Genomic DNA, 21,075 nt, shown 5'->3' with positions numbered 1-21,075 from the left:
CGTAGATGGTCGGGGCCTTCGAACAGGCGCTGTTGGCGCTGATGATCTTTGTCATCATGCTGGGCATGGGGGCATCGCTGACGCCGCGCGATTTCTGGCTGGCGCTCAAACGGCCCTACGGGTTGCTGATCGGCGTGGTGTCGCAATACGGGATCATGCCGTTCCTCGGGTTTTTGCTGATCACGATCCTGCCCTTGCCGCAGGCCATCGCGGTGGGTGTGCTGATCATGGCCTGCATGCCGGGGGGGACGACCTCGAACATCTTCACCTATTTCTCGAAGGGCAATCTGGCCTTGTCGGTGTTGATGACGGTGACGTCGACCGTGACGGGGGTGATCTTGATCCCCATCATCCTTGTGATCTACGCGACCGCGCTGGAGTTGGAGATCCCGCGCGAGAACATCATCATCACGCTGGTGTTGCTGCTGGTGCCGGTGGCGATCGGGATGGTGTTGCGCAAGCTGAACGCCAATGTGGGGGCGGTCACGGAATTCATGGGATCGGCGCTGGCGTTGTTTTTCATCGCCTTCATCGCGATTTCGTGGGTGCCGCGGAACTGGCAGTTCCTGATGACGACGACGCCCGCGACCTATGTGGCGGCCATCGGGCTGGGCCTGTTCGGGATCATGATCGGCTATGGTTTCGCGCGGGTGCTGAAGCTGCATCCGAGAAATGCGCGGACGGTGGCGCTGGAGACGGGCATCCAGAACGGGCCCTTGGCGATTGCCATCATCGCCTTCACCTTCGCAGGCGACGAGGCGCAGAGCTACATGGCGGTACCGGCGCTTTATTCGCTGTTCATCGTGATCGTGTCGACGCTGGTCACGCTGGTGTTCCGGCGGGCCAATACGGCCGCCGAGCAGAAGCTGCCGGAGGGGATGCTGTAGGGTGGGTGCAACCCACCTTGGCGGTTGGCGGCGGTGCTTATGGCGGGTTTCACCCACCCTACAGGCATGTCGTGATCGGGCGCGTCGGGTGGTGCGCCTTAAGGCGCACCCTACGGAAACGGGGGTGACGTGGGGTGTGCGTTCACGCGCAGCATCGCCCCGCCTCGGGTGGGGTGACGTAGGGTGTGTGCAACCCACCACACGCCCCCACCCCATCCGTCGAATTCATTGACGGTGGTAACAAAGTCACCGACACCCCCCTGCCCTGCGGCGTAAACAGGTCTCCGATCAAGGAGACCAACACCATGTCCAGCATTCTCAAACGACCCGCCGACCAATGGTCGCCGCTCTATTTCCTCGCCTCCGTGGGCGCGGGCGGTCTGTCCGTCACCTTCTACATGTACCTGATGCATTGGGTGCCGCACCCCGGCAAGACGGTGGCCGTGTTCGAGGACATTGCCGCCGCGCTGGCCTCGGGCACCCCGGCGCTTACGGCGGCTATTGTCGTGGCGCTGATCGGTATCGCCGTTTTCGGGGCCTTGAACCTGTCGCTTCTGGTGTGGAACCTGCGCAAGATGCGCGGCTTCTGGGCCAGCGAAAAGGGTCAGGCCATCGCCAATTCGAACGCCCAGACGCAGATGATGGCCCTGCCGCTGGCGCTGGCCATGTCGATCAACGGCGGCTTCATCCTTGGCATGGTCTTTGTTCCCGGCCTGTGGACGGTGGTCGAATACCTGTTCCCGCTGGCGATGGTGGCCTTTCTGGCGGTGGGCTGGCTGGCATTCAAGCAACTGGGCCGGTTCATCGCGCGGGTGACCGCATCGGGCGGGTTCGACTGCGCCAAGAACAATTCCTTTGCCCAGATGCTGCCCGCCTTTGCGCTTGCGATGACGGGCGTGGGCCTGTCGGCGCCTGCGGCCATGAGCGGCAATGTCACCGTCGCGGGGATATCGCTGATCCTGTCGAGTTTCTTTCTGGTCGCTGCCGTGCTGATCGTGCTGGTCGGGCTGATCCTCGGCCTGCGGTCGATCCTGGAGAACGGCGTCGCCGCCGAACAGGCCCCGACGCTGATGATGGTCGTGCCGATCACCACGATCCTCGGCATCCTGATGCTGCGCCAAGCGCATGGTCTGGGCACGAGTTTCGAGGCGCATATGGAAGCCGCCGAGCGGATGATGCTGCTGACGCGGCTGTTGTCGGTCGAGGTTCTGTTCGCGCTTTTCGGTCTGACGGTGCTGGCCGCAACGGGCTATGCGCGCCGGTTCCTTGCGGGCGATGCGATCAGCCCCGGCAATTACGCGCTGGTCTGCCCGCCCGTGGCGCTGTCCGTCCTGACGCAGTTCTGGATCAACAACGGTCTGGTTGGCGCCGGTCTGATCGAGAAATTCGGGACGGCTTATTGGGCGCTGACCGCCGTGGCGCTGGCGTTTCAGGCGGTTGCGGTGGCGCTGGTGGTCTATCTGCACCGCCGCCATTTCCGGTCGGCACCGGCGGGCGCGCTGCGCGCCGCCTGAACCGCCCCCGCCCGACGGAATCAAGGACCGGCGCGGCCTCCGCGCCGGTCTTTCGTTTGCCTTGATCCGCCGACGTGGTAACACTCGCGAAAGTCGAAGACGCCGGGGACGCGGGCGCAGGGGCACGATGCAGCATCTCAAACCCAGCTCGAAACACGGCAGCGTCATGGCCGTGTCGATGATGAAGGACGAGGCCCCGTTCCTGTTGGAATGGTTCGCCCATCATCTGGCGGTCGGATTTACCGATATCCTTGTCTACACCAACGATTGTTCGGACGGCACGGACGAGATGCTGATCCGGCTGGAGGAGCTGGGGCTGGGGTATCACCGGCCCAACGTGATCCCCGAGGGGGTCAAGCCGCAGCCCTCGGCGCTGAACCATGCGCAGAACGAGCCGCTGGTGGGGGCGGCCGATTGGGTTTTGGTGTTCGATGCGGACGAATTCCTGAGCGTCAATCACCCGTCGGGCAATCTGGAGGGGATGCTGGATGACACGGTGGCGCGTGGCGGCACGGGTGTTGTCATCACCTGGCGCATCTTTGGCTCGGGGGGCGTGGTGGATTGGTCGCGCGCGCCCGTGACGGAGCAGTATACGCGCGCCGCCCCGCCGCTGTGGAACAAGGGATGGGGGGTGAAGACCCTTTTCAAGTTCGACCCGGAATATTGGAAGCTCGGCATCCACCGCCCCACGATCAAGAACAAGCATCTGGAGGATGGGTTCCCCGATCAGGTGAAATGGCTGAACGGGTCGGGCCTGCCGATGGAGGATTATTTCAAGTTCCGCGGCTGGCGGTCGATCCGGCGCACCATCGGCTACAACTGGGCGCAGATGAACCATTACGCGGTGAAATCGGTGGACAGCTATGCCGTCCGCAAGTTCCGCGGCAACGTGAACAACAAGAAGGACAAGTATAACGCCGATTACTGGTCGCTTCAGGACCGCAACGAGGTGGAGGATCGCGCCATCCTGCGCCACGCCCCCGAGCGCGCGCGGATCATGGCGGAATTGCTCAAGGACCCGGTGTTGAACCGGCTGCATCATGCCGCCCTCGACCGGGTCGAGGCGCGGCTGGCCGAGTATCGCCAAACGCCCGCCTACCAGGAGTTGCGCGAAAGCCTGATCGCGGCGTCGAAGGTGCCGATCACGGATGTGGAGGCGAAACCGCCCAAGGCGCGCGACCCGGCCAAGATCGCCGCCCTGATGAGCGAGGTTGAGCAGAAATCCCAATCCCGCCCCAAGGAGGAGCGGCGCACCGAGACCGTGGCGGGCTGGGCGGTGGAGGGGGGCGATCCCTATATGCCCGCGCCCATCGATCTGAGGGAAGACATCCCCTGCGACTGGATGGCGAACCACGAGATCGCGTTGCCTGCGGACGCCCGCGTCTTTCGCCCCGAGGCGCTGAGCGCGATCGTCGCGGGGCGGTTCGAGCGGCGGCATGCGCGCAACATCGCGGGCTATCTGGAGGGCTGCGCGCGGGTGCTGGAAATCGGGACTGGTGTGGGGTTCCTGCCGATCCGGCTGCTGACGATTTCGGAGGGCGTGACCGTGATGGCGCAAGACATGCGCGCCGAACTGATCGTGCTGGGCCAAGAGATCGCGCGACGTGCGGGCGTGGAGAATTCCGCGCGGTTGAAATGGAGCGACGGGCCGTTGCGGCTGGCGTCGGACAGCGGGGCGGCGGCGGGCGGTTTGGCGGCCTATCTGCGCGATTTCCGCCCCGAGGCGCTGCGCCTGAACCGCCCCGCCGATGTGCCGCCCGAGGTCTTGGCGGCGCAAGATCCGGGCACGCTGCGCCGGGTTCTGTTTCCCTTCGTCTCGGAGGAGGAGGCAGGGCGGCTGCGGGCGGGCTATGGTCCGGTGCTGGAGGCCATGGGCTTTGCCGAAAACCCGGATCGCGCCGGCGGGGGAAGCCTGCAATTCGACCGGGTGGCACAATGAGGCGGCGGGGCCGTGGACCTGCGGCGAGCGGCGGGGGCGTGACGTGGGAGGCGCCCTGCCCTAGCCTGATTGGATTGGACCGGAGGTGGATGTGACCCGCAAGACCGAAACCGAGGATGAGTTGCTGGCCGGGCATGGCGTCGTGGTGCGTGCCGCCAATGGCGATGTGATCCGCTATGACCCCACGGGCCTTGTCCTGCGCCTGTCCGATACGGTGATCGCCGACATTGCCATGCGGTTGGGGGATGGGGCGGGTGCGGGGATGGTGCGCCTGAAGGCGCACCCTACGGAAGCGGTTGGCGAGGAGGCGGAGGGGGCCGCCGAGCGGCCGGTGGAGGATCTGCTCGACGGGATCGACGCCTGGGGTGTGAGCCGGGAGGGCGATTGGCTGCGCTTTACCGCGCGGATGGCGGGGGCGCAGGGGGTGCGCGGGTTCCGCCGCCATGTCACCGGCGGCGCGGTTCTGGGCGACGGGCCGGGGGCGGTGCTGGGCATCCTGGGGCTGGGCGGGCCGCGCGCGGCGCTGGCCAATCCCCGCGCGTCGGATTTTCCGCATCACATCGTGGCGCCCGAGGATGACATCGGCGCGGTCGGCATGGCGGGGATCGAGGCCGCGCCCGAAACCGACCGGCTGGAGCCCTTGCGCGAGGTGACGCACGAGGCGTTGGCGGGCGAGACGATCCTGCATTGGCAGATCGAGAAATTCGCCCCCCTGCCCCTGATCGTGGCACGGGTGGAAACCGACGCCTCGGCCCGTGCCGCCGATCTGGCGGGCGGGACGGCGGTGGGCAACCTGATCCGCGCGGCGGGCAACCTGCGGGCGGCGGCAGCGCGCATGGGCAAGCGGGCGAAGATCTTGGCGGTCTGCCTCGACTATGCGCTGGAGGATCTGGGTGGCGATGCCATCGCCTATCGCGACGGGATGCTCGCCGTCATGCGCCGGATCGAGGGGGAATCGGGGCGGCTGGGCTTTGACAGGCCGCTCTTTGTCGCGCGGTTCGAGGCGGGGCTTGATCCCGCAACGGCGGCGGCGGTGTTGCAGGGCCAGTGGGAATTGGCGTGGAACCATGGCGATCACCGGCTGATTTTCTCCAGCCCCAGCTATGCCTTTGCCCGCGATGCCTATGACCGCCCGACAGACGAGGCACGCCTGCGCATGGCCGAGATGACGGCGGCGGCGATCTCGGTCGGTGAGGGATGGCGCTGTCCGACCCTGTTCCTGGCGGAATGGGAACCGGGCGGCGCGCCCGTGATCCGCGTCACGGCGCAGGCCGAGGGACCCTTGGTGCTGGACGGCGGCGGGGCGGCGGGGTTCGCCATCGTCGAAGGGGAGGCCACGGTCGAGGCGGTGACGCTGGCCCCGGATGATCCGCAGGCCCTGCTGGTGCGGGTGAGCGGCAAGGCCCCGGGCCTGCATCTGTCTTATGCGGCGGGGGTGCCGGGCGCGGTGCGGGATGGTTGGAGCCTTGATAGCCGTACGGGCGGGGTGCTGCACCGGTGGGCGCTGCCCGCGATCTTGCCGGTGAATGAGGGCGGATCCGGGCGCGGATCTGGGGGCGCGCGATGATCGAGTTGACCGAAAAGCTGCCGCCCGGCGCCTTGTGTGACGGCGGGGCCGGGATTTTAGCCGGGGCGCTGGGAGCGACCGGCGCGCTGTGGTGGGACGGGGCCGGGATCGTCGCGGATGCAACAGGCGCGGTCACGCACTGGCCCGACCGGTTGGGTGGGTTGGCGGCGCGCCCGACCGATCCCAACACCGGGAACGGCCTGTCCGGGGCGGCGGGCGATCTGGTGGGGCTGCAATGCCGCGAGGGGCTGCATTGCGGGCTGGTGGCCGAGGATGTGGCCCGCGACGCGGGCATGGTCAGTTTCGCCGCGCGCTACCTGCCGCCTTGGGGAGACGAGGCAAAGACGATCCTGACCTTCAACACCGGCGGCGGGGCCAAGAAATCGGCGGGGGAGAATTACCTCTACCTGTCCGAGGCCGAGGGGCGGGTGACGGTCAAGGACGACAAGGGCCTTGTGGAATTGAACCTGCCTGCCCCCGCGCCGGAGGCGACGCGGCTGGTTCTTGTGTCGCTGATGCGCGACCGGCTTTGCGTGGCGGTTTTGGGCGGTGAGGAGGCCGAGGTAAAGGCCAAGGCCCCGGTCCTGTCGGGGCCGGGGCACCTGTTTTTCGGCTGTCGCAACCATCGGCCGGGCCTGACCAAGACCTTGGGTGGCGCGCTGATCGCGGATGTGTGGTTCTGGCCCGGACGGGCGATCCTGACCCCGGGCGGGGCAGAGGATCGGGCGGCGCTGCTGGCCTTGCGGCGGTTCCATCTCTGGGCGGATGCGGGATGACGGGCTTTACCCGCGACACCATCGCCACGGGCAATATCGTGGTGATCTGGGTCGATGACCTGATCGATGTCTTTACGTGGCGCGACGCCTTTGGCCTGAGGATCGAGACGCCGAACCTTGACCGGTTCATGGCGCGGGCCGCGCGGTTCACCAATGCCTATGCGACCGTGCCCTTGTGCGCGCCCTGCCGGGCCGAGGTGGCGACGGGCATCAGCCCGTTCCGGTCGGGGTTGGTCGACCTCAACCGGTTCTGGCGCGATGTCTACCGGCCCGAGAAGGCGTGGCATTACGACCTGCGCCGCGCGGGCTGGCACATGTTCACCACGGGCAAGGTGGACAGCAATTACCAGCCGATGCCCGAGGCCTATCGGCGCATCCTGTTCCACGAGGAACCGGCCGCCGATGACAACGGCAAGCGGTCGGGGGTGAAGACCTACCTGGAGCGGGGACCGGGCATCAAGGGCGTGAACCATCCCGATGACGACGGATCGCAGGATGACCGGTTCTATGACTTCCACGTCGCCCAGAACGCCATCGATTTCCTGAACCGGGCCGATCCGGCAAGGCGGCACCTGATCCAGCTGGGATTCAAGCATCCGCATTACAACCTGATCACGCCCGACCGGTTCTATGCGCAATATGACCCCGCCAAGATCCGCTGGCCCAGCATCGCCCATGCCGATGATTACCACGGGCCCCAGCCCGGTTTCGCGGTCTACGAGGCGGCCTATATCGCCAACGGACAATGGACGCCGGAAAAGGCGGGGGATGAGGCGTGGCGGCAGGTGGTGCGCGCCTATTTCGCCGCGATTTCCCACATGGATCACGAGCTGGGCCGGTTCCTCGACGCGTTGGCGGCCTCGCCGCTCGGGGGGAACACGACGGTGGTGTTCTTTTCGGACAACGGGTTCAACCTCGGGACGCATGACAGTTTCCACAAGATGAGCCAGTGGGACAGTGCCGCCCATATCCCGTTGGGCATCCATCACCCGGCGATGACAGAGGGCCGCGAGATCGCCCTGCCCGTCAGCCTGCACAACATCCCCAAGACGATCATGGATCTGGCCGGTCTGCCGCCGCGCCCGGATTGGACATCGGGTCAATCGCTCTTGCCGCTGATCGACGCGAGTTTCGGGACGTATGACCGCCAGTGGTCGCCCGTCACCTGCGTGTTCGGCACCTTGTCGGTGCGCCCCTCGGTCGAGGGGCTGACGCAGTACCGCTACTTCCGCTACCCCAATGGCGAAGAGCATGTCTATGACCTGAAAAACGACCCCGGCGAGACGACGAATATCGCCGACACAGCGCCGCTGGAGGCGTTGCGCGCGGAACTGGTCAAGGGGGCGCTGAACCTTGGCCTAGACCTGCGGGGGGCGGAAAACCCGGCCGATGGCGTCAATGCGATGATGGCGGTCGATGGATCGGTGATCTTGGCGGGAGGGCGCGGGAACAACGATTACTGGGCCTATGGCGCGGATGCCGAGAAGATCGTCGAGGAAAAGGACGGCGGCACCGATACGCTGTGGTACATGGCGGGGCCCGATGATTACGTCCTGCGCTGCCCGCCGAATGTGGAAAAGATCCGCATCGCCACGGTGGTCAGCCGGTCCGAGGCCGATGGCCAGACCAGCAAGGTGATCCGCATCGTCGCCCATCCCGACAGCCCCATCGAATTCGAAACCTCGGAACGGGTGGAGATCGACCTGACCGGGTCGGATGGCGATGACGTGATGATCGGGCCGAAACACGGGGCGGCGACGTTTTACGGGGGCGCGGGCAACGATCTGATGATCGCGCGCGCGAAACAGGCGAACCGGCGGCATGCGTTTTACGGCGAGGCGGGCAACGACACGCTGCATGGCGGGCCGGGGCGCGATACGCTGGACGGCGGCACGGGCGATGACGTGATCTTTGGCTATACGGGGCGCAACCACATCTACGGCGGCCATGGCAATGACGTGATCGAGGATGGCGAGGGCGCGTCGACCATCGATCCGGGGCCGGGGCGGAACGTGGTCCGGCTGGCCGAGGGGGAGCACGAGGTGATCGTGGGCACCGGCGTGACCCGGATCGAGGCGGGGGCAGGGGCGAAACGCTACCGCATCCGCTGGGGCGGGGTCTGCGTGATCGAGGGCTGGGACCCCGGTGCCGTCTATGACCTGTCGGGCTGGCCTTCGGCCCCGATCGTGCAGGAGATGGGCGGAGGTGTCTGGCGGCTGCGGCTGGGGCTGGGGATCGTGGAGGTGCGGGGCGTGGCCGAGGGCGTGGATCTGGGGGCGCAGGTGGTGTGAAGGGGGGAGTCCCCAAGGACTTCTGAGCGCTGAAAGGCCCGGTGCGCGTCGTAGGCGCAGGGCAAGCGGTCGTCCATCGTCTCGCCATCGGTCCGAGAGACAATGGACGACGCCGGCCCCGGACACGAAAGGGCCGCACCCAACCGGATGCGGCCCTGTCCTAGTCAACGGCTTTGCCGTCGCGAGCCGGTCACTCCCCCGGCATCGAGCCGCGGCCGTTGCCGGCCATGCCGCCCGAAACCTCCTCGGTCGCTTCGGCGGCGAGGTCCTTGGGCAGGACGAGGTTCAGAATGATGGCGATGAGGGCTGCAGGCAGGATGCCCGAGGTCGCCAGCACCTTGGCCGTGTCGGGCAGGTATTGCAGCGCCTGCGGCTCGAGCTGCAGCCCAAGACCCAAGGACAGCGCGATGGCGAAGATCACCATGTTGCGGCGGTTCCAATCCACGTCCGACAGCATCGAGATGCCCGCCGCGACGACCATGCCGAACATGACGATCACGCCGCCGCCCAGAACCTCGATCGGGACGGTGGAGATCACCGCGCCGACCTTGGGCACGAGGCCGCACAGGATCAGGAAGATCGCGCCGATGGTCACGACATGGCGGCTCATCACGCCGGTCATGGCGATCAGGCCCACGTTCTGGCTGAAGGAGGTGTTGGGAAGCGCGCCGAAGACGCCCGAGACGGCGGTGCCGAGGCCGTCGGCAAAGGTCGCGCCCTGGATCTCCTTGTCGGTCGCCTCGCGGCCCGCGCCGCCCTTGGTGATGCCCGAAACATCTCCCACGGTTTCCACCGCGCTGACGAAGGACATGGCACAGAAGCCCACGATCGCGGCGACGGAGAATTCGAGCCCGAAGTGGAACGGGTTGGGCAAGGCGACGGGGGCGGCGCGGCCCACGGCGGCAAAGCTCACCATGCCCATGGACCATGCCACCGCATAGCCCGCGAGCAGGCCCACCAGAACGGCAGAGACCGACAACATGCCCCGGGCGAAGAATTTGAGCGCAAGGGTCACGAGGATGACGGTTCCCGCCACCGCCCAGTTCTGAAGGCTGCCGTATTCGGGCGTGCCGATGGCCGGCACGCCGCCGGCAGCGTACTGGATGCCGACCTTGACCAGCGCGAGACCGATCATGGTGACGACAAGCCCGGTCACGAGCGGCGGTAGGGCGAAGCGCAGCTTGCCGATGAACAGGCCGAGGCAGGCGTGGAACAGGCCCCCTACAAGGATGCCGCCCATCAGCACGGCAATGGCATCGACCCCCTGCCCCGCCACCAGCGGCACCATGATCGGGATGAAGGCAAAGGACGTGCCCTGCACGATCGGCAGGCGCGCGCCGACGGGTCCAAAGCCGATGGTCTGGAACAGGGTGGCGATGCCCGCAAAGAACATCGACATCTGGATCATGTAGATCATCTGGGGAAAATCGGGGCTGTTCGAGCCGAAGCCGAATCCCGCCGCCCCGCAGACGATGATCGCGGGCGTCACGTTCGACACGAACATGGCCATAACGTGCTGGATGCCAAGCGGCACGGCCTTGACCAGCGGCGGGGTGTAGTCCGGATCGCGGAGCTGTTGCGGCGTTCCGAGGGTTGCGTCTGCCATCATCTGTCCTCCCTTGATGGTCTGGTCCCCGCGCCGGGCGTGGGGAAGATGCGGCGGCCCCGGCTCCTCCTTCCGGGGCCACCACGATGGCGGGCTTGGCCCGCCAAGAGACGCGATCCTCGATCGGCGCTCCTAGAGACTAGAGACGCGACGCGGGCAGCGCCGCGTGGCGGTTCACATCCTTGTAAAGCAGGTAGCGAAAGCGCCCCGGCCCGCCCGCGTAGCAGGCTTGCGGGCAGAAGGCGCGCAACCACATGAAATCGCCCGCCTCGACCTCGACCCAATCGCGGTTGAGCCGATAGACGGCCTTGCCCTCCAGCACGTAGAGCCCGTGTTCCATCACATGCGTTTCGGCAAAGGGGATGGAGGCGCCGGGCTCGAAGGTCACGATGTTGACGTGCATGTCGTGGCGCAGGTCGGCGGGATCGACGAAGCGGGTGGTGGCCCAGCGCCCCTCGGTGCCGGGCATCGGCGTGGGGGCGACGGCATCGTCGCTGGTGAAAAAGGCCTCCGGATGGTCGAGCCCCTCGACCGCCTCGTAGCGCTTGCGCACCCAATGGAGCGTCGCGGGCTGATCGCCACGGTTGCGGATCGTCCAGCCACTGCCTGCGGGCAGGTAGGCATAGCCGCCGGTGGCCAGATCATGATCCGCGCCGCCGAGCGTGACGGTGACGCCGCCCGCGACCACGAACAAGACGCCTTGGACGCCGGCATCCGGTTCGGGCCTGTCCGAACCGCCGCCCGGCCCGATCTCGAGGATCGACTGGGCGAAGGTTTCGGCAAAGCCGCTGAGCGGGCGCGCCAGAACCCAAGCACGCGTCGCATCCCAGAAGGGAAGCGCGCTGGTGACGATGTCGCGCATGACCCCCTTGGGGATGACGGCATAGGCCTCCGTGAAGACGGCGCGGTCGGTCATCAGCTGGGTCTGGGGCGGGTGGCCGCCGAGCGCGGCGTAATAGGATCGGTCGGGATTGGTCATGGCGTCAGGATGTCCCTTAAGCGGTGGTTCGCGATGCGTTCCACCTGATGGCAGGCTTCCGCGAATTCGCTGTCGCGGTCATGGGTGAGGCGGCGCTCGAACGTTTCGAGGATCGCTGCCGCCCCATCGCCCGCATGATCGCGTACCGCGACGATGAAGGGAAACCCGAACCGCGCGACATAGCGCGCGTTCAGGTTGGAAAACCGCGCGCGTTCGGCATCGGTCAGCGCATCGAGGCCTGCACCCGCCTGTTCCGCGGTGGATTCCGGCGTCAGGCGGCGCGCGGCGGCCAGCTTGCCTGCCAGATCGGGATGGGCGGTCAAAACGCCAAGGCGCGCGGTATCATCGGCTTGCCGGAACACATGGGCAAGCGCCGCGTGAAGCCCCGGCGCGCTGTCCTGATCGGGGCCGATCCCGGCGTCGAAGGCCTGTTCCGCGATCCAGGGCGAATGTTCGTAGATGCCACCGAAGCGCGCCACGAAGCCCGCGCGATCCATCCGCGAGGGCAGCAGGTCTGCCGTGCCTTGGGCTTGCGTCGCGGGGTGATTGCGTGTCATTGGGTCCTCCTGCCCGGATCTTCAGGTTAGACCCGGATGAAGAAACTTGGTTTCAAGAATTTCTTGAAAGTGTTTCGCGCAAGGACGCTGTTTGCCGCCCGTGTCGGACGGGCCAGACTCCCACCAGATGCAGGAGGACACGATGCCGGGCTACCTGACCACACATGTTCTGGACACCGCGCGCGGGCTGCCCGCCCAAGGCGTCACCATCACGCTCGACCGGGTGGAGGCCGATGGCACGCGCACCCGTCTGGCCAAGACGCGGACCAATGCGGACGGGCGCACCGATGCGCCGATCCTGCCCAAGGACAGCTTTGCCACCGGGGATTACGAACTGGTGTTCCACGCGGGCGATTACCTGCGCGCCCATGGCGCGCCGGATACGTTCCTCGACCTCGTGCCCTTGCGCTTTCGCATGGCGGAGGAGGCGCATTACCACGTGCCGCTCCTGCTCTCTCCCTTCGGCTATTCGACCTATCGCGGGAGTTGAAGCATGTTGCGCAAAAGTGGGAACCGGTTTTGCGCACCCAGAACATGCGAAATCAAAAAGTTAGAGAGTGGCGCGTGCATGCGGATGAACGCGCCACTCTCTAGGCGGGCGCGCGTAGCCGCGTCTTGATCCGGTCCACCATGTAGTCGATGAACAGGCGGTTCTTGGGGGCTTGGTTGCGCTTGTGCGGGAACAGCACGGCCAATTGCGCGCGCGGCGGCGGGGTTTTGCGGCAGACCGGCACCAGCCGCCCCTCGGCCAGGTGATCGGCCACGTCGAAGACGGGCTTGTTCACGATCCCGCGCCCGTCGAGCGCCCATTGGGTCAGCACGTCGCCGTCATCGCAACTGACCGGCCCGGCCACGGCAAAGGATTGCGGGCCATCGCTGGTGTCGAGCGTCCAGCGAAACTCGGTCGAGCCGGGAAAGCGCAGAAGCAGGCAATCATGCGCATCGTTCACCAGATCGGCGCCGTGTTCGGGCGCGCCGCGCCGGGCGATGTAATCGGGCGATGCGCACAGCACGCGGGCGCATTCCGCGATCACCCGGATGCGATGGGCGGAATCCGGCGGATTGCCGAGGACAAAGGCCACGTCCAACCCTTCGGTCGTCATGTCGATCTTGCGGTCGGACAGGCGCAGGCGGACGTAGATGTCAGGATATAGCGCCTGGAAGCCCGCGATTTCCGGGGCGATCAGGCGGCGACCGACGCCAAGGGGGGCCGCGACGAAAAGCGAGCCGCGCGGTTTGCGCGTGACCTCGTGGACTGCCGCCTCCGCATCGTCGACGGCATCGAGGATCGCCACCGCCTTGTCATAGAAGATGCGCCCCTGTTCGGTCGGCTGGATCGAGCGGGTGGTGCGGGTGAAGAGCCGGACGCCAAGATGCTTTTCCAGCTCGCCCACGCGGGCCGAGGCGACGGCCGCCGACACGCGCAGGTCGCGGGCGGCCGCCGACATGTTTTCCAGCTCGTAGACGCGCACGAACATGCGGATGTTGTTGATGTTGTTCATGGCGGCATTCTTTTGAAATTCTTGAAAGTGCTTGGCACAATCAGGAATTATCAGAAAGTAGCCCGCCGCGATAGGCTGAGGGACCGTTCCTGCCGTGAAAGGGCCCCTGCCGATGCTCGACCTTGCCATCCTGACCGACTGGATCGCCTTTGCGGTCCGCTGGCTGCATGTGATCACCGCCATGGCCTGGATCGGGTCGAGTTTCTATTTCATCGCGCTGGATCTGAGCCTGCGCAAGGCGCCGGACCTGCCCCCCGGCGCGCATGGCGAGGAATGGCAGGTGCATGGCGGCGGGTTCTACCAGATCCGCAAGTTCCTGGTCGCGCCCGAGGCGATGCCCGAGCATCTGACCTGGTTCAAATGGGAAAGCTACACGACATGGCTGTCGGGGGCGGCGCTTTTGGCGCTGGTCTATTGGGCCGGGGCGGAAATGGTTCTGATCGATTACGACAAGGTGGATCTGGCCGCATGGCAGGCGGTGGCGATTTCTGCCGGATCGTTGGGGATCGGCTGGCTGATCTATGACACCTTGTGCAAGAGCCCGCTGGGCAACCGGCCCACATTGCTGATGCTGCTTTTGTTCGGCGTGCTGGTGGCGATGGCCTGGGGCTATGACCAGGTGTTCACGGGGCGCGCGGCGCTGCTGCATCTGGGGGCCTTTACCGCCACGATCATGACGGCGAACGTCTTCCTGATCATCATGCCCAACCAGCGGATCATCGTGGCTGACCTCAAGGCCGGGCGCGCGCCCGATCCCAAATACGGCAAGATCGCAAAGCTGCGCTCGACCCACAACAATTACCTGACGCTGCCGGTCGTCTTCCTGATGCTGTCGAACCATTACCCGATGGCCTTCGGCACGCAGAACGCGTGGATCATCGCAAGCCTCGTGTTCCTGATGGGGGTCCTGATCCGGCATTGGTTCAACACCCGCCACGCGGGCACGGGCAACCCGCATTGGACATGGGGGGCGACGGCGGTGATTTTCGTGGCGATCATCTGGCTTTCCGCCCTGCCCGCCCCCCGCGCGGCGGAGGCCAGCGCCGCCCTGCCCGACAGCTTGGTCCCGATCGTGGAAAGCACGGGCTTCGAGGAGGTGACGAATATCGTTCTGGGCCGCTGTTCCATGTGCCACGCGGCCGAACCTGCCTGGCCCGGCCTGCATTGGGCGCCCCGCGGCGTGCATCTGGACAATGAGGCCGCCATCGCACGCGCGGCGCGGGCGATCTACCTTCAGGCAGGCGTCAGCCACGCGATGCCCCCCGGCAATGTCAGCTTCATGCAGCCAGAAGAGCGCGAGGCCATCACGCGCTGGTACCGGGGGCTGGAGGCGGGCAGCGCCCCCGGCCCCTTGGCCGCGCTGATCCCGCGCTGAGGGCCGTCAGGCCGCGCGGTCCATGCCCAGCCGGGCCCGCAAGGCTTGCGGCAATTGCCGGGCCGTGGTGATGCGCGGCTGCGGCATCTCGGCGATGGGGCGTTCCGCTCCGTAGAGGGCGAGATATTCGGCGTGGTTCTCGAAGGCCTGCCGCCCGACGTAATCGATATAGGTTTCGGCCGGCATCCCTTCGGCGAGGATGACCTCATGCGCCTCGGTCTCGACGTGATAGACGGTATAGGACCCGCCGAGATCGGACGGGGCGAGATGACGGATCGTGGTGCCGTTGACGAGCGCGCCCGCCGTGACGAGCAAACCGTCGATGAGAAGCGCGTGATCCGCTGTCACCCGCAGATCGCGCCGGGGCAGACCATGGCCCATCGCGCCCGCGTCGATGCAGACGGGCATCAGGCGCGCGGCGGGGGCGAAGCGGGTGGCGACCTGGCGGTGTCCGATCCATTTGACCGCGACGGCTGCGCCCTCCGCCGTCAGGATGATGTCGCCGATGCGCAAGGCCTCGACCGGGGTTTCGCCGGTCGGCGTGGCGATCATGGTTCCGGTGAGGAAGCAGGGCGCGTCGAAAGTGTCGGTTTCGGAGACTTGGAGGGTCGCCGCGAAGGGGGTCGACGGCGGGCTGGGGACGTTCAGATAAATAACGGACTCGTTTGAGGCCGCATGGTAGAACACCGGCCAGGTGTTGCCATCGACCACAGCCGTGCCGATGTAGACCCCGTTGCTTGTCGCGCTGGGAAACTCGGGCGTTGGACTGGTGATCGAATCACCGCTGTCGAACAGACCGTCCGGTTCACCATCATCCAACGTCCCGGTGAGCGTACCGGTGCCAATCGGGTCGTCTGCGCCGTCTCCGTTGCCGACATAACTGATCAGGTAGTTCCAAGTGAATGCTGCCATTGTCGTGAGCTCCTGCGTCGCGGTTGTTCAGGTTGAGAGCGAGATACCATGCCGGGCTTGGTCCGGAGTGACGGGGTTCCGTTCCGGGTGGCGCGGACGCGGCATTCCGGTTAATCCTTGGCGCGTGGATACAGCCCAGACCGAAAGCCACCCGCCCCGATGACCATCGACCTTGTCACCGCCACCGCCGAGACGTTTCGGCCTCATGTCGGGCAGGACTTCACCTGCGCCACCGACGCGGGGCCCGTGGCGCTGCGGCTCGACAACATCAAGGTCTTCGAAGGGTCGAGCATCCGCGACAATCACCTCGAGATCGCGGGCGTGGTCTATCCGCCGCGCAAGGCCTTTGCGCTCACACTGATCGGGCCGCACGCGCCCGTCCTGCCGCAGGGAATGAAAGAGCTGCACCATCCCGAATTGGGGCCGCTCATGCTTTTCGTGGCACCGTTCCGGCGCGATCATGACTGCACCTTGTACGAAGCCGTCTTCAACTGATCCCGCTCCGCCATGGCGCGCGCGGGGTGCCATTCCAGCGCAACGTGATATCCGGCCTGCCCCGTCGGCCTGAACCCGTGGCGCAGGTACAGGCGCAGGGCGGGGCTGGCGCGTTCGACGCTGAGGAGGACAGGCACCTTGCCGCCCTGCGCTTCGTTCATCAGGCTGCGGAGGATGTCGGTGCCGATGCCCCGCCCCCGCGCCTGCGGCAGAAGCGAAAATTCGATGATGCGCAGGCAATCGTCCTGCCGTTGCAGGTAGATCCGCCCGATGTCGGTCGCGCCCTGGGTAATGATGCGGCGCAGCGCATTCGGAAAGGCCATCTGGTAATGCTGATCCTGGAGGTCGAACTGGCGGCGCAGGAAGGCGTCCTTGTCGGCGTCGGTCCAGATCGTGAGCTGGAATTCATGCTCCCGAGTGCCGGCATAGACGCGAAAGAGGAATTCGGCATCCGCATCGTGGATCACGCGAAAGCCGATCTGGCGGCTGTCCGGCGGGGGCCGGTGCTGAGGCTGTTGCGGCGACACGGCCAGACCCATCGTCAGTGCCGCGATGGGAAAAGGCCGACCAGCGCGATCTGGTAGTTCATTACCAGATAGGGCTGCATATTGTTGACGGGCAAGCTGCCGCCCGCCGAGGCGATCTGGATGGCGGAGCTTGCCATCGCCACATCGGGCGAGCGTCCGGGCTGCAGGTAGATGTTGCCCTGGGCCAGCAGGTTGCCGGTCGGATCGGTCGTGGTGGCGCCGCCGTTTTCCGCCATGAGCGTTGCGCTATGGGTATGGGCCGGCATGTTGCCCGGTGTCAGCGTCGTGGCCTCGCTGCCCGCCCTTTGCCCGAGCTTGTAGGTGCTGGCCCCCGGCGCGGCTCCTTGTCCGACCGGGACGCGCCCGCGCAGATCAGGCAGGGCAAAGTTTGTCGTGCCATTGCCGCCATAGGTCGTGCCGATGAGGGAATACAGGCTCTGGGCCGACGCTATCGACATCAGCGCCCCGTCGCACAAAGCAAAGCCGCGCGTGGGGAAATCATAGGCGACGAGATAGGCTTGACCGATGAAGGGTTCAGCCATGCTGACCTCCCGACTACTGGTTACACACTGCGATCCCGCCGCAGATCGGGCGGGGCCGCGTCACCATCGCGGGCAAAGGTCAAGAATGCCCCCGAAACTCGTTCAGTTTGGCAAGGATTGACGAATCGTCAACCATTTTGCCGCGCGCAAGGGTGCGGGCGGCTCAGGCCGGCGCGCGAGTTGTTCCCCGTGCGCCCCACCAGTTCGCTCCGAGAATGGCGAGGATCAAGGCCACGCCCGCGATCTCGACCAGGATGTCAGGCCAGAAGATGGCAATGACACCGGGCACCAGCACCACGCGTTGCCAGATAGGCATGGCGCGCCACAAGAACCCTTCGAGCGCGGCGGCAAAGGCCACCAGTGCGATCACGGCGATCACCCCGCTCCAGATCACGAGGGGCAAGGGACCGCCGAGGATGATTTCCTCGTTGAACACCATGAAGAGCGGGATGAGGTAGAGACCCTTGGCGTATTTCCACGCCTGAACGCTTGTCTCCATCGGTTTCGACCCGGCGATGGCCGCACCGGCAAAGCCCGCCAGCGCCACCGGTGGCGTGACATTGCTGTCTTGCGAATACCAGAAGACGACCAGATGCGCGATCAGGATCGGGATGCCGAATTCTTCGGTCAGGGCGGGGCCGACGAGGATGATGAGGACGATATAAGCCGCCGTCACCGGCAGGCCCATGCCGAGGATCAGGCTGGCGATCAGCACAAGGATCAGCGCCAGCACCAAATTGCCACCGGAGAAGGCAATCATCATGGCCGAGAATTTCAGCCCCAGCCCGGTCAGGCCCACGACGCCCACGATGATGCCTGCGACGGCGCAGGCCATCGACACGGCAACGGCATTGCGCGCGCCAAGCTCCAACGCCTGAAGCGTGAGATCCAGCCCGCGCTTGCAGAGAGCGACGAAGCCGCCAAGGGTGGGCTGGCTGGCGAAAAAGGTCCAAAGCGCCTTGGCCGAGGCGGCGGCGACGACCGAGACGATGGCGTAAAAGCCCACGCGCATCGGCGAATAGCCCGCGACCAGAAACCATGTGAGGGCGACAAGCGGCAAAAGGAAATGCCAACCTTCGGCGAGAACGGAACGCACGCTGGGCAATTCCTCGGCGCTCATGCCGGTCATGCCCTGCTTTACGGCGGCGATGTGGACCAGAAGGTAGACCGCCCCGAAATAGAGAATGGCCGGAAAGATCGACACGAGAACGATGTCGACATAGGGCGTGCGGGTGAATTCCGACATGAGGAAGGCGCCCGCCCCCATCAGGGGCGGCATGATCTGCCCGCCGGTCGAGGCCGCGGCCTCGATCCCGCCGGCCTGCGCGGGGCGGTAGCCGAGCTTTTTCATCAAGGGAATGGTGAAGGCCCCGGTCGTGACCACATTGGCGATGGCCGAACCCGAGATGGAACCCATGCCTGCGCTGGCGATGACGGCGGCCTTGGCCGGGCCGCCGCGCTGCCTGCCGGTCGCGGCATAGGCCAGATCGATGAAGAACTTGCCCGCCCCCGTGACCTCCAGAAACGCACCGAACAGGACGAAGACGAAGATGAAGGTCGCCGCCACCCCGAGCGGGATGCCGTAGATCCCCTCGGCCCCGAGCGTCATCTGGCTGGCCACGCGGTCAAGCCCGTAGCCGCGATGGTTCAGGATGCCGGGCATCCAATCGGCGAGGAACGGCAATTCGCCCCGGCTGCCCGCGAAGGCATAGGCGATGAAGAACGCGCCGATGATCGTCATGCCGAGGCCCACGGCACGGCGCGCGCCCTCCAGCACCACGATCATGGTCAGGACGCCCATCCAGACGTCGATGTCGCGCGGAAAGATCTGGTTGGCGATGATGTCGATGTTGATCGGCACCCATGCCCCAACCACGACACCTGCCACGATCAGCGCCCCGTCGATGGCCCAGCCCAATGGCCCGCGCGGGCGGTGGCGGCCAAAGACCGGATAGATCAGGAAACACAGGACAAGGATGAAGCCCAGATGGATGGGCCGCTGAAAGAACAGGCCAAGCGGCTGAAGACCCGCCGCGTAGAGCTGGAACAGCGAGAGCGCGATGCCCACGATGGTGATGGCACGCAGCGCGAAACGCGGCTGCGGGGCCTCGACGGGGCGGATTTCGGTGTCGCCGCTCATCACTCGTTCCCTTCTGTCAGGGCGATGCGCACCCGGTCGCGCGGGGCCAGCGCCGAAAGCGACACGATGGTGTCGCCCATCTCGATCCGGTGATCGACCGCGCCCGCGCCGGGGCGCAGCACATAGGCATCACCGGGCACGGCTTCGTCGATGTCGAGGATCCAGTAGCCGCCCGCCCCGTCCGAGACCTGTCGCCCGCGGCCGGGAATATGCCCCAGCCCGGCGGCGAAATCGGGCTGGCGCGAGCGCACCAGCACCATTCGTCCGTCCCGGTTTTCGTAGCAGTCCGTCACCGGAAAGCCCTGCACCGAATGGTTCCAGAGAATGCACCAGCCCGTGCCGTTCGGCGCAGGCAGGCGCAGGAGTTCCGCCCCGTCCCCGCGCGTGACCACAAGGTCTTGCGCAAAGGTCGGGCCAGCGGCCAGAGCGGTCAGGAGGAGGGCGCAAAGCCCTCCTCCGATCCGCGGTCTCACGGGCGCAGCGCGTCCGGGATCATGGTGCCGATTTCCTCGTAGTAGCGGATCGCACCGGGATGCAGCGGAACCGGGGTCGCTGCGATGGTGAACTCGACCGTGGTCTCGTTCGCTGCCGGGTGCACGGCCTGCAGATCGGTGATGTTCTCGAACATGGCGCGGGTGATCGCATAGGCCAGATCGTCCGACATCTCCTCGGAAACGACGAGGACGTTGGGAATACCCAGCACGGTGATGTCGTTGTCGACGCCCGTGTAGGTGCCGCCCGCCAGCGTGGTCACGGCAAAGGTCGCATCGGCGGCACGGGCCGCGTCAAGCTGTGCGGCATCCAGTTCGATGATGACGATGTTGTTGGTGGTCGACAGGTTGAGGATCGACGAAGTGGGCGCGCCCACCGACCAGAAGCCCGCATCGATATCGCCGTTGGCCAGCGCATCGGCGGTTTCGTTGAAGTTCAGGCGCTGTTCCTCGATGTCGTCATAGCTGATGCCGTTCGCCTCGAGAATCGCGGCGGCGTTCACCTCGGTGCCGGAGCCCGGCGCACCGATCGACACGCGCTTTCCGCGCAGATCCTCGAGCGAGGTGATCCCCGACCCTTCGAGCGCGACGATCTGGACCATGTTGGCGTAGAGCGAGGCGAGGCCGCGCACCATGGGCAGCTGCTGGCCTTCGAAACGGCCGGTTCCGGCATAAGCCTGCGCGACGGTATCGGCCAGTGCGATGGCGAGATCGGCGTCGCCGGTGGCGATCAGGCCCATGTTCTCCACCGATGCGCCGGTAACCTCGGCGGTGGCGGAATAGCCTTCGACCTGCGCGTTGATGATCTCGGCCAGACCGCCGCCCATCGGGTAATAGACGCCGCCGGTACCGCCGGTGGCGATCGACAGCTGTTCCTGGGCGAAGGCGGGGGTTGCGACGGCAACCAGCGCGCCGGCTGCGAGAGCCTTGAAGAACGACATTTTGTTACCTCCCTAAAGGTGTGTTGTCCTGCCC

The 21,075-nt window shown here is 66.1% G+C and carries 18 protein-coding genes and 1 pseudogene; 9 read left to right on the top strand and 10 right to left on the bottom strand.

What is annotated here, in order from left to right; genetic code table 11:
- The first annotated feature begins 5 nt into the window (after positions 1 to 5).
- The 6 genes from QQK63_RS16270 (at position 6) to QQK63_RS16245 (ending at position 8,974) form a co-directional block, all read left to right on the top strand.
- Positions 6 to 887 carry a bile acid:sodium symporter family protein gene (locus QQK63_RS16270; RefSeq protein ID WP_277823847.1) on the top strand — a complete coding sequence of 294 codons (882 nt, stop codon included), beginning with the start codon at positions 6 to 8 and terminating at the stop codon, positions 885 to 887.
- A gap of 305 nt (positions 888 to 1,192) precedes the next feature.
- Positions 1,193 to 2,401, top strand: coding sequence for a TsoY family (seleno)protein (locus QQK63_RS16265; RefSeq protein ID WP_277823849.1), 1,209 nt, complete (start codon positions 1,193 to 1,195; stop codon positions 2,399 to 2,401).
- A 127-nt stretch (positions 2,402 to 2,528) separates the two neighbouring features.
- Positions 2,529 to 4,340 (top strand): glycosyltransferase family 2 protein, encoded by a 1,812-nt coding sequence (locus tag QQK63_RS16260; protein WP_277823851.1) that lies wholly within the window; start codon positions 2,529 to 2,531, stop codon positions 4,338 to 4,340.
- Positions 4,341 to 4,431: 91 nt separating this feature from the next.
- Entirely contained in the window at positions 4,432 to 5,907 is a 1,476-nt protein-coding gene (locus tag QQK63_RS16255) for a hypothetical protein (RefSeq protein WP_277823853.1), read from the top strand.
- On the top strand, positions 5,904 to 6,683 hold the full coding sequence (locus tag QQK63_RS16250) for a hypothetical protein (protein ID WP_277823855.1): 780 nt from the start codon (positions 5,904 to 5,906) through the stop codon (positions 6,681 to 6,683). Before QQK63_RS16255 ends, QQK63_RS16250 begins: the two co-directional genes overlap by 4 nt.
- Positions 6,680 to 8,974 carry a sulfatase-like hydrolase/transferase gene (locus QQK63_RS16245; protein ID WP_277823857.1) on the top strand — a complete coding sequence of 765 codons (2,295 nt, stop codon included), beginning with the start codon at positions 6,680 to 6,682 and terminating at the stop codon, positions 8,972 to 8,974. Before QQK63_RS16250 ends, QQK63_RS16245 begins: the two co-directional genes overlap by 4 nt.
- A 190-nt stretch (positions 8,975 to 9,164) precedes the next feature.
- Here QQK63_RS16245 and QQK63_RS16240 read toward each other — a convergent pair whose 3' ends face one another.
- The 3 genes and pseudogenes from QQK63_RS16240 to uraD form a co-directional block, all read right to left on the bottom strand.
- On the bottom strand, positions 9,165 to 10,580 hold the full coding sequence (locus QQK63_RS16240) for a uracil-xanthine permease family protein (RefSeq protein WP_277823859.1): 1,416 nt from the start codon (positions 10,578 to 10,580) through the stop codon (positions 9,165 to 9,167).
- Between the two features lie 139 nt (positions 10,581 to 10,719).
- Positions 10,720 to 11,559 (bottom strand): bifunctional allantoicase/(S)-ureidoglycine aminohydrolase, encoded by an 840-nt coding sequence (locus QQK63_RS16235; RefSeq protein ID WP_277823861.1) that lies wholly within the window; start codon positions 11,557 to 11,559, stop codon positions 10,720 to 10,722.
- Positions 11,556 to 12,065, bottom strand: a pseudogene (uraD, locus tag QQK63_RS16230) (2-oxo-4-hydroxy-4-carboxy-5-ureidoimidazoline decarboxylase); the annotation flags it as partial. The pseudogene uraD and the gene QQK63_RS16235, both read right to left, overlap by 4 nt.
- A 178-nt stretch (positions 12,066 to 12,243) precedes the next feature.
- Here uraD and uraH point away from each other — a divergent pair.
- A complete protein-coding gene (gene uraH, locus QQK63_RS16225; RefSeq protein ID WP_284283247.1) occupies positions 12,244 to 12,606 on the top strand; it encodes a hydroxyisourate hydrolase in 363 nt (120 codons plus the stop codon).
- A gap of 100 nt (positions 12,607 to 12,706) precedes the next feature.
- On the opposite strand, the gene QQK63_RS16220 is transcribed toward uraH, so the two are convergent.
- Entirely contained in the window at positions 12,707 to 13,618 is a 912-nt protein-coding gene (locus QQK63_RS16220; protein WP_277823865.1) for a LysR family transcriptional regulator, read from the bottom strand.
- 112 nt (positions 13,619 to 13,730) lie between these two features.
- Here QQK63_RS16220 and QQK63_RS16215 point away from each other — a divergent pair, with 112 nt between their 5' ends.
- The gene (locus QQK63_RS16215; protein ID WP_277825875.1) at positions 13,731 to 14,993 is read left to right on the top strand and encodes a urate hydroxylase PuuD; all 1,263 of its coding nucleotides are present in this window, start codon (positions 13,731 to 13,733) and stop codon (positions 14,991 to 14,993) included.
- Positions 14,994 to 14,999: 6 nt separating this feature from the next.
- Here the strand turns inward: QQK63_RS16215 and QQK63_RS16210 are convergent, their stop codons facing one another.
- Positions 15,000 to 15,905, bottom strand: a complete 906-nt coding sequence (locus QQK63_RS16210) for a Hint domain-containing protein (RefSeq protein WP_277823867.1) — start codon at positions 15,903 to 15,905, stop codon at positions 15,000 to 15,002.
- A gap of 159 nt (positions 15,906 to 16,064) precedes the next feature.
- Between QQK63_RS16210 and QQK63_RS16205 the strand changes: the two genes are divergently transcribed.
- Positions 16,065 to 16,400 (top strand): DUF6916 family protein, encoded by a 336-nt coding sequence (locus tag QQK63_RS16205; protein WP_277823869.1) that lies wholly within the window; start codon positions 16,065 to 16,067, stop codon positions 16,398 to 16,400.
- On the opposite strand, the gene QQK63_RS16200 is transcribed toward QQK63_RS16205, so the two are convergent.
- From QQK63_RS16200 to QQK63_RS16180, 5 genes are all read right to left on the bottom strand, one after another.
- A complete protein-coding gene (locus tag QQK63_RS16200) occupies positions 16,364 to 16,939 on the bottom strand; it encodes a GNAT family N-acetyltransferase (RefSeq protein ID WP_277823871.1) in 576 nt (191 codons plus the stop codon). The genes QQK63_RS16205 and QQK63_RS16200 overlap by 37 nt on opposite strands.
- Before the next feature lie 2 nt (positions 16,940 to 16,941).
- A complete protein-coding gene (locus QQK63_RS16195) occupies positions 16,942 to 17,469 on the bottom strand; it encodes a phage tail protein (protein ID WP_277823874.1) in 528 nt (175 codons plus the stop codon).
- Between the two features lie 163 nt (positions 17,470 to 17,632).
- Positions 17,633 to 19,609: a TRAP transporter permease gene (locus tag QQK63_RS16190; protein WP_277823876.1), complete on the bottom strand. Its 1,977-nt coding sequence runs from the start codon at positions 19,607 to 19,609 to the stop codon at positions 17,633 to 17,635.
- Positions 19,609 to 20,082, bottom strand: a complete 474-nt coding sequence (locus QQK63_RS16185) for a DUF1850 domain-containing protein (RefSeq protein ID WP_277823879.1) — start codon at positions 20,080 to 20,082, stop codon at positions 19,609 to 19,611. The genes QQK63_RS16190 and QQK63_RS16185 overlap by 1 nt, the downstream gene beginning before the upstream one ends.
- Positions 20,079 to 21,041 (bottom strand): TAXI family TRAP transporter solute-binding subunit, encoded by a 963-nt coding sequence (locus tag QQK63_RS16180; protein WP_277823881.1) that lies wholly within the window; start codon positions 21,039 to 21,041, stop codon positions 20,079 to 20,081. Before QQK63_RS16180 ends, QQK63_RS16185 begins: the two co-directional genes overlap by 4 nt.
- Between the last annotated feature and the right edge of the window lie 34 nt (positions 21,042 to 21,075).

Source organism: Roseicyclus marinus (assembly GCF_030163795.1).
GTDB classification, from domain to species: Bacteria; Pseudomonadota; Alphaproteobacteria; order Rhodobacterales; family Rhodobacteraceae; genus Roseicyclus; species Roseicyclus marinus.
Note: the sequence above shows the minus strand (reverse complement) of the source record. Positions and strands in the feature narration are given on the sequence as shown.

What these genes read in the sequence shown, in the direction of transcription:
- QQK63_RS16235 (WP_277823861.1), bottom strand. Translation starts at nt 11,559, where the DNA reads ATGACCAATCCCGACCGATCCTATTACGCCGCGCTCGGCGGCCACCCG.
- QQK63_RS16210 (WP_277823867.1), bottom strand. Translation starts at nt 15,905, where the DNA reads ATGGCAGCATTCACTTGGAACTACCTGATCAGTTATGTCGGCAACGGA.
- QQK63_RS16260 (WP_277823851.1), top strand. Translation starts at nt 2,529, where the DNA reads ATGCAGCATCTCAAACCCAGCTCGAAACACGGCAGCGTCATGGCCGTG.
- QQK63_RS16240 (WP_277823859.1), bottom strand. Translation starts at nt 10,580, where the DNA reads ATGGCAGACGCAACCCTCGGAACGCCGCAACAGCTCCGCGATCCGGAC.
- QQK63_RS16265 (WP_277823849.1), top strand. Translation starts at nt 1,193, where the DNA reads ATGTCCAGCATTCTCAAACGACCCGCCGACCAATGGTCGCCGCTCTAT.
- QQK63_RS16200 (WP_277823871.1), bottom strand. Translation starts at nt 16,939, where the DNA reads ATGGGTCTGGCCGTGTCGCCGCAACAGCCTCAGCACCGGCCCCCGCCG.
- QQK63_RS16205 (WP_277823869.1), top strand. Translation starts at nt 16,065, where the DNA reads ATGACCATCGACCTTGTCACCGCCACCGCCGAGACGTTTCGGCCTCAT.
- QQK63_RS16250 (WP_277823855.1), top strand. Translation starts at nt 5,904, where the DNA reads ATGATCGAGTTGACCGAAAAGCTGCCGCCCGGCGCCTTGTGTGACGGC.
- QQK63_RS16220 (WP_277823865.1), bottom strand. Translation starts at nt 13,618, where the DNA reads ATGAACAACATCAACAACATCCGCATGTTCGTGCGCGTCTACGAGCTG.
- QQK63_RS16270 (WP_277823847.1), top strand. Translation starts at nt 6, where the DNA reads ATGGTCGGGGCCTTCGAACAGGCGCTGTTGGCGCTGATGATCTTTGTC.
- QQK63_RS16245 (WP_277823857.1), top strand. Translation starts at nt 6,680, where the DNA reads ATGACGGGCTTTACCCGCGACACCATCGCCACGGGCAATATCGTGGTG.
- QQK63_RS16215 (WP_277825875.1), top strand. Translation starts at nt 13,731, where the DNA reads ATGCTCGACCTTGCCATCCTGACCGACTGGATCGCCTTTGCGGTCCGC.
- uraH (WP_284283247.1), top strand. Translation starts at nt 12,244, where the DNA reads ATGCAGGAGGACACGATGCCGGGCTACCTGACCACACATGTTCTGGAC.
- QQK63_RS16195 (WP_277823874.1), bottom strand. Translation starts at nt 17,469, where the DNA reads ATGGCTGAACCCTTCATCGGTCAAGCCTATCTCGTCGCCTATGATTTC.
- QQK63_RS16190 (WP_277823876.1), bottom strand. Translation starts at nt 19,609, where the DNA reads ATGAGCGGCGACACCGAAATCCGCCCCGTCGAGGCCCCGCAGCCGCGT.
- QQK63_RS16180 (WP_277823881.1), bottom strand. Translation starts at nt 21,041, where the DNA reads ATGTCGTTCTTCAAGGCTCTCGCAGCCGGCGCGCTGGTTGCCGTCGCA.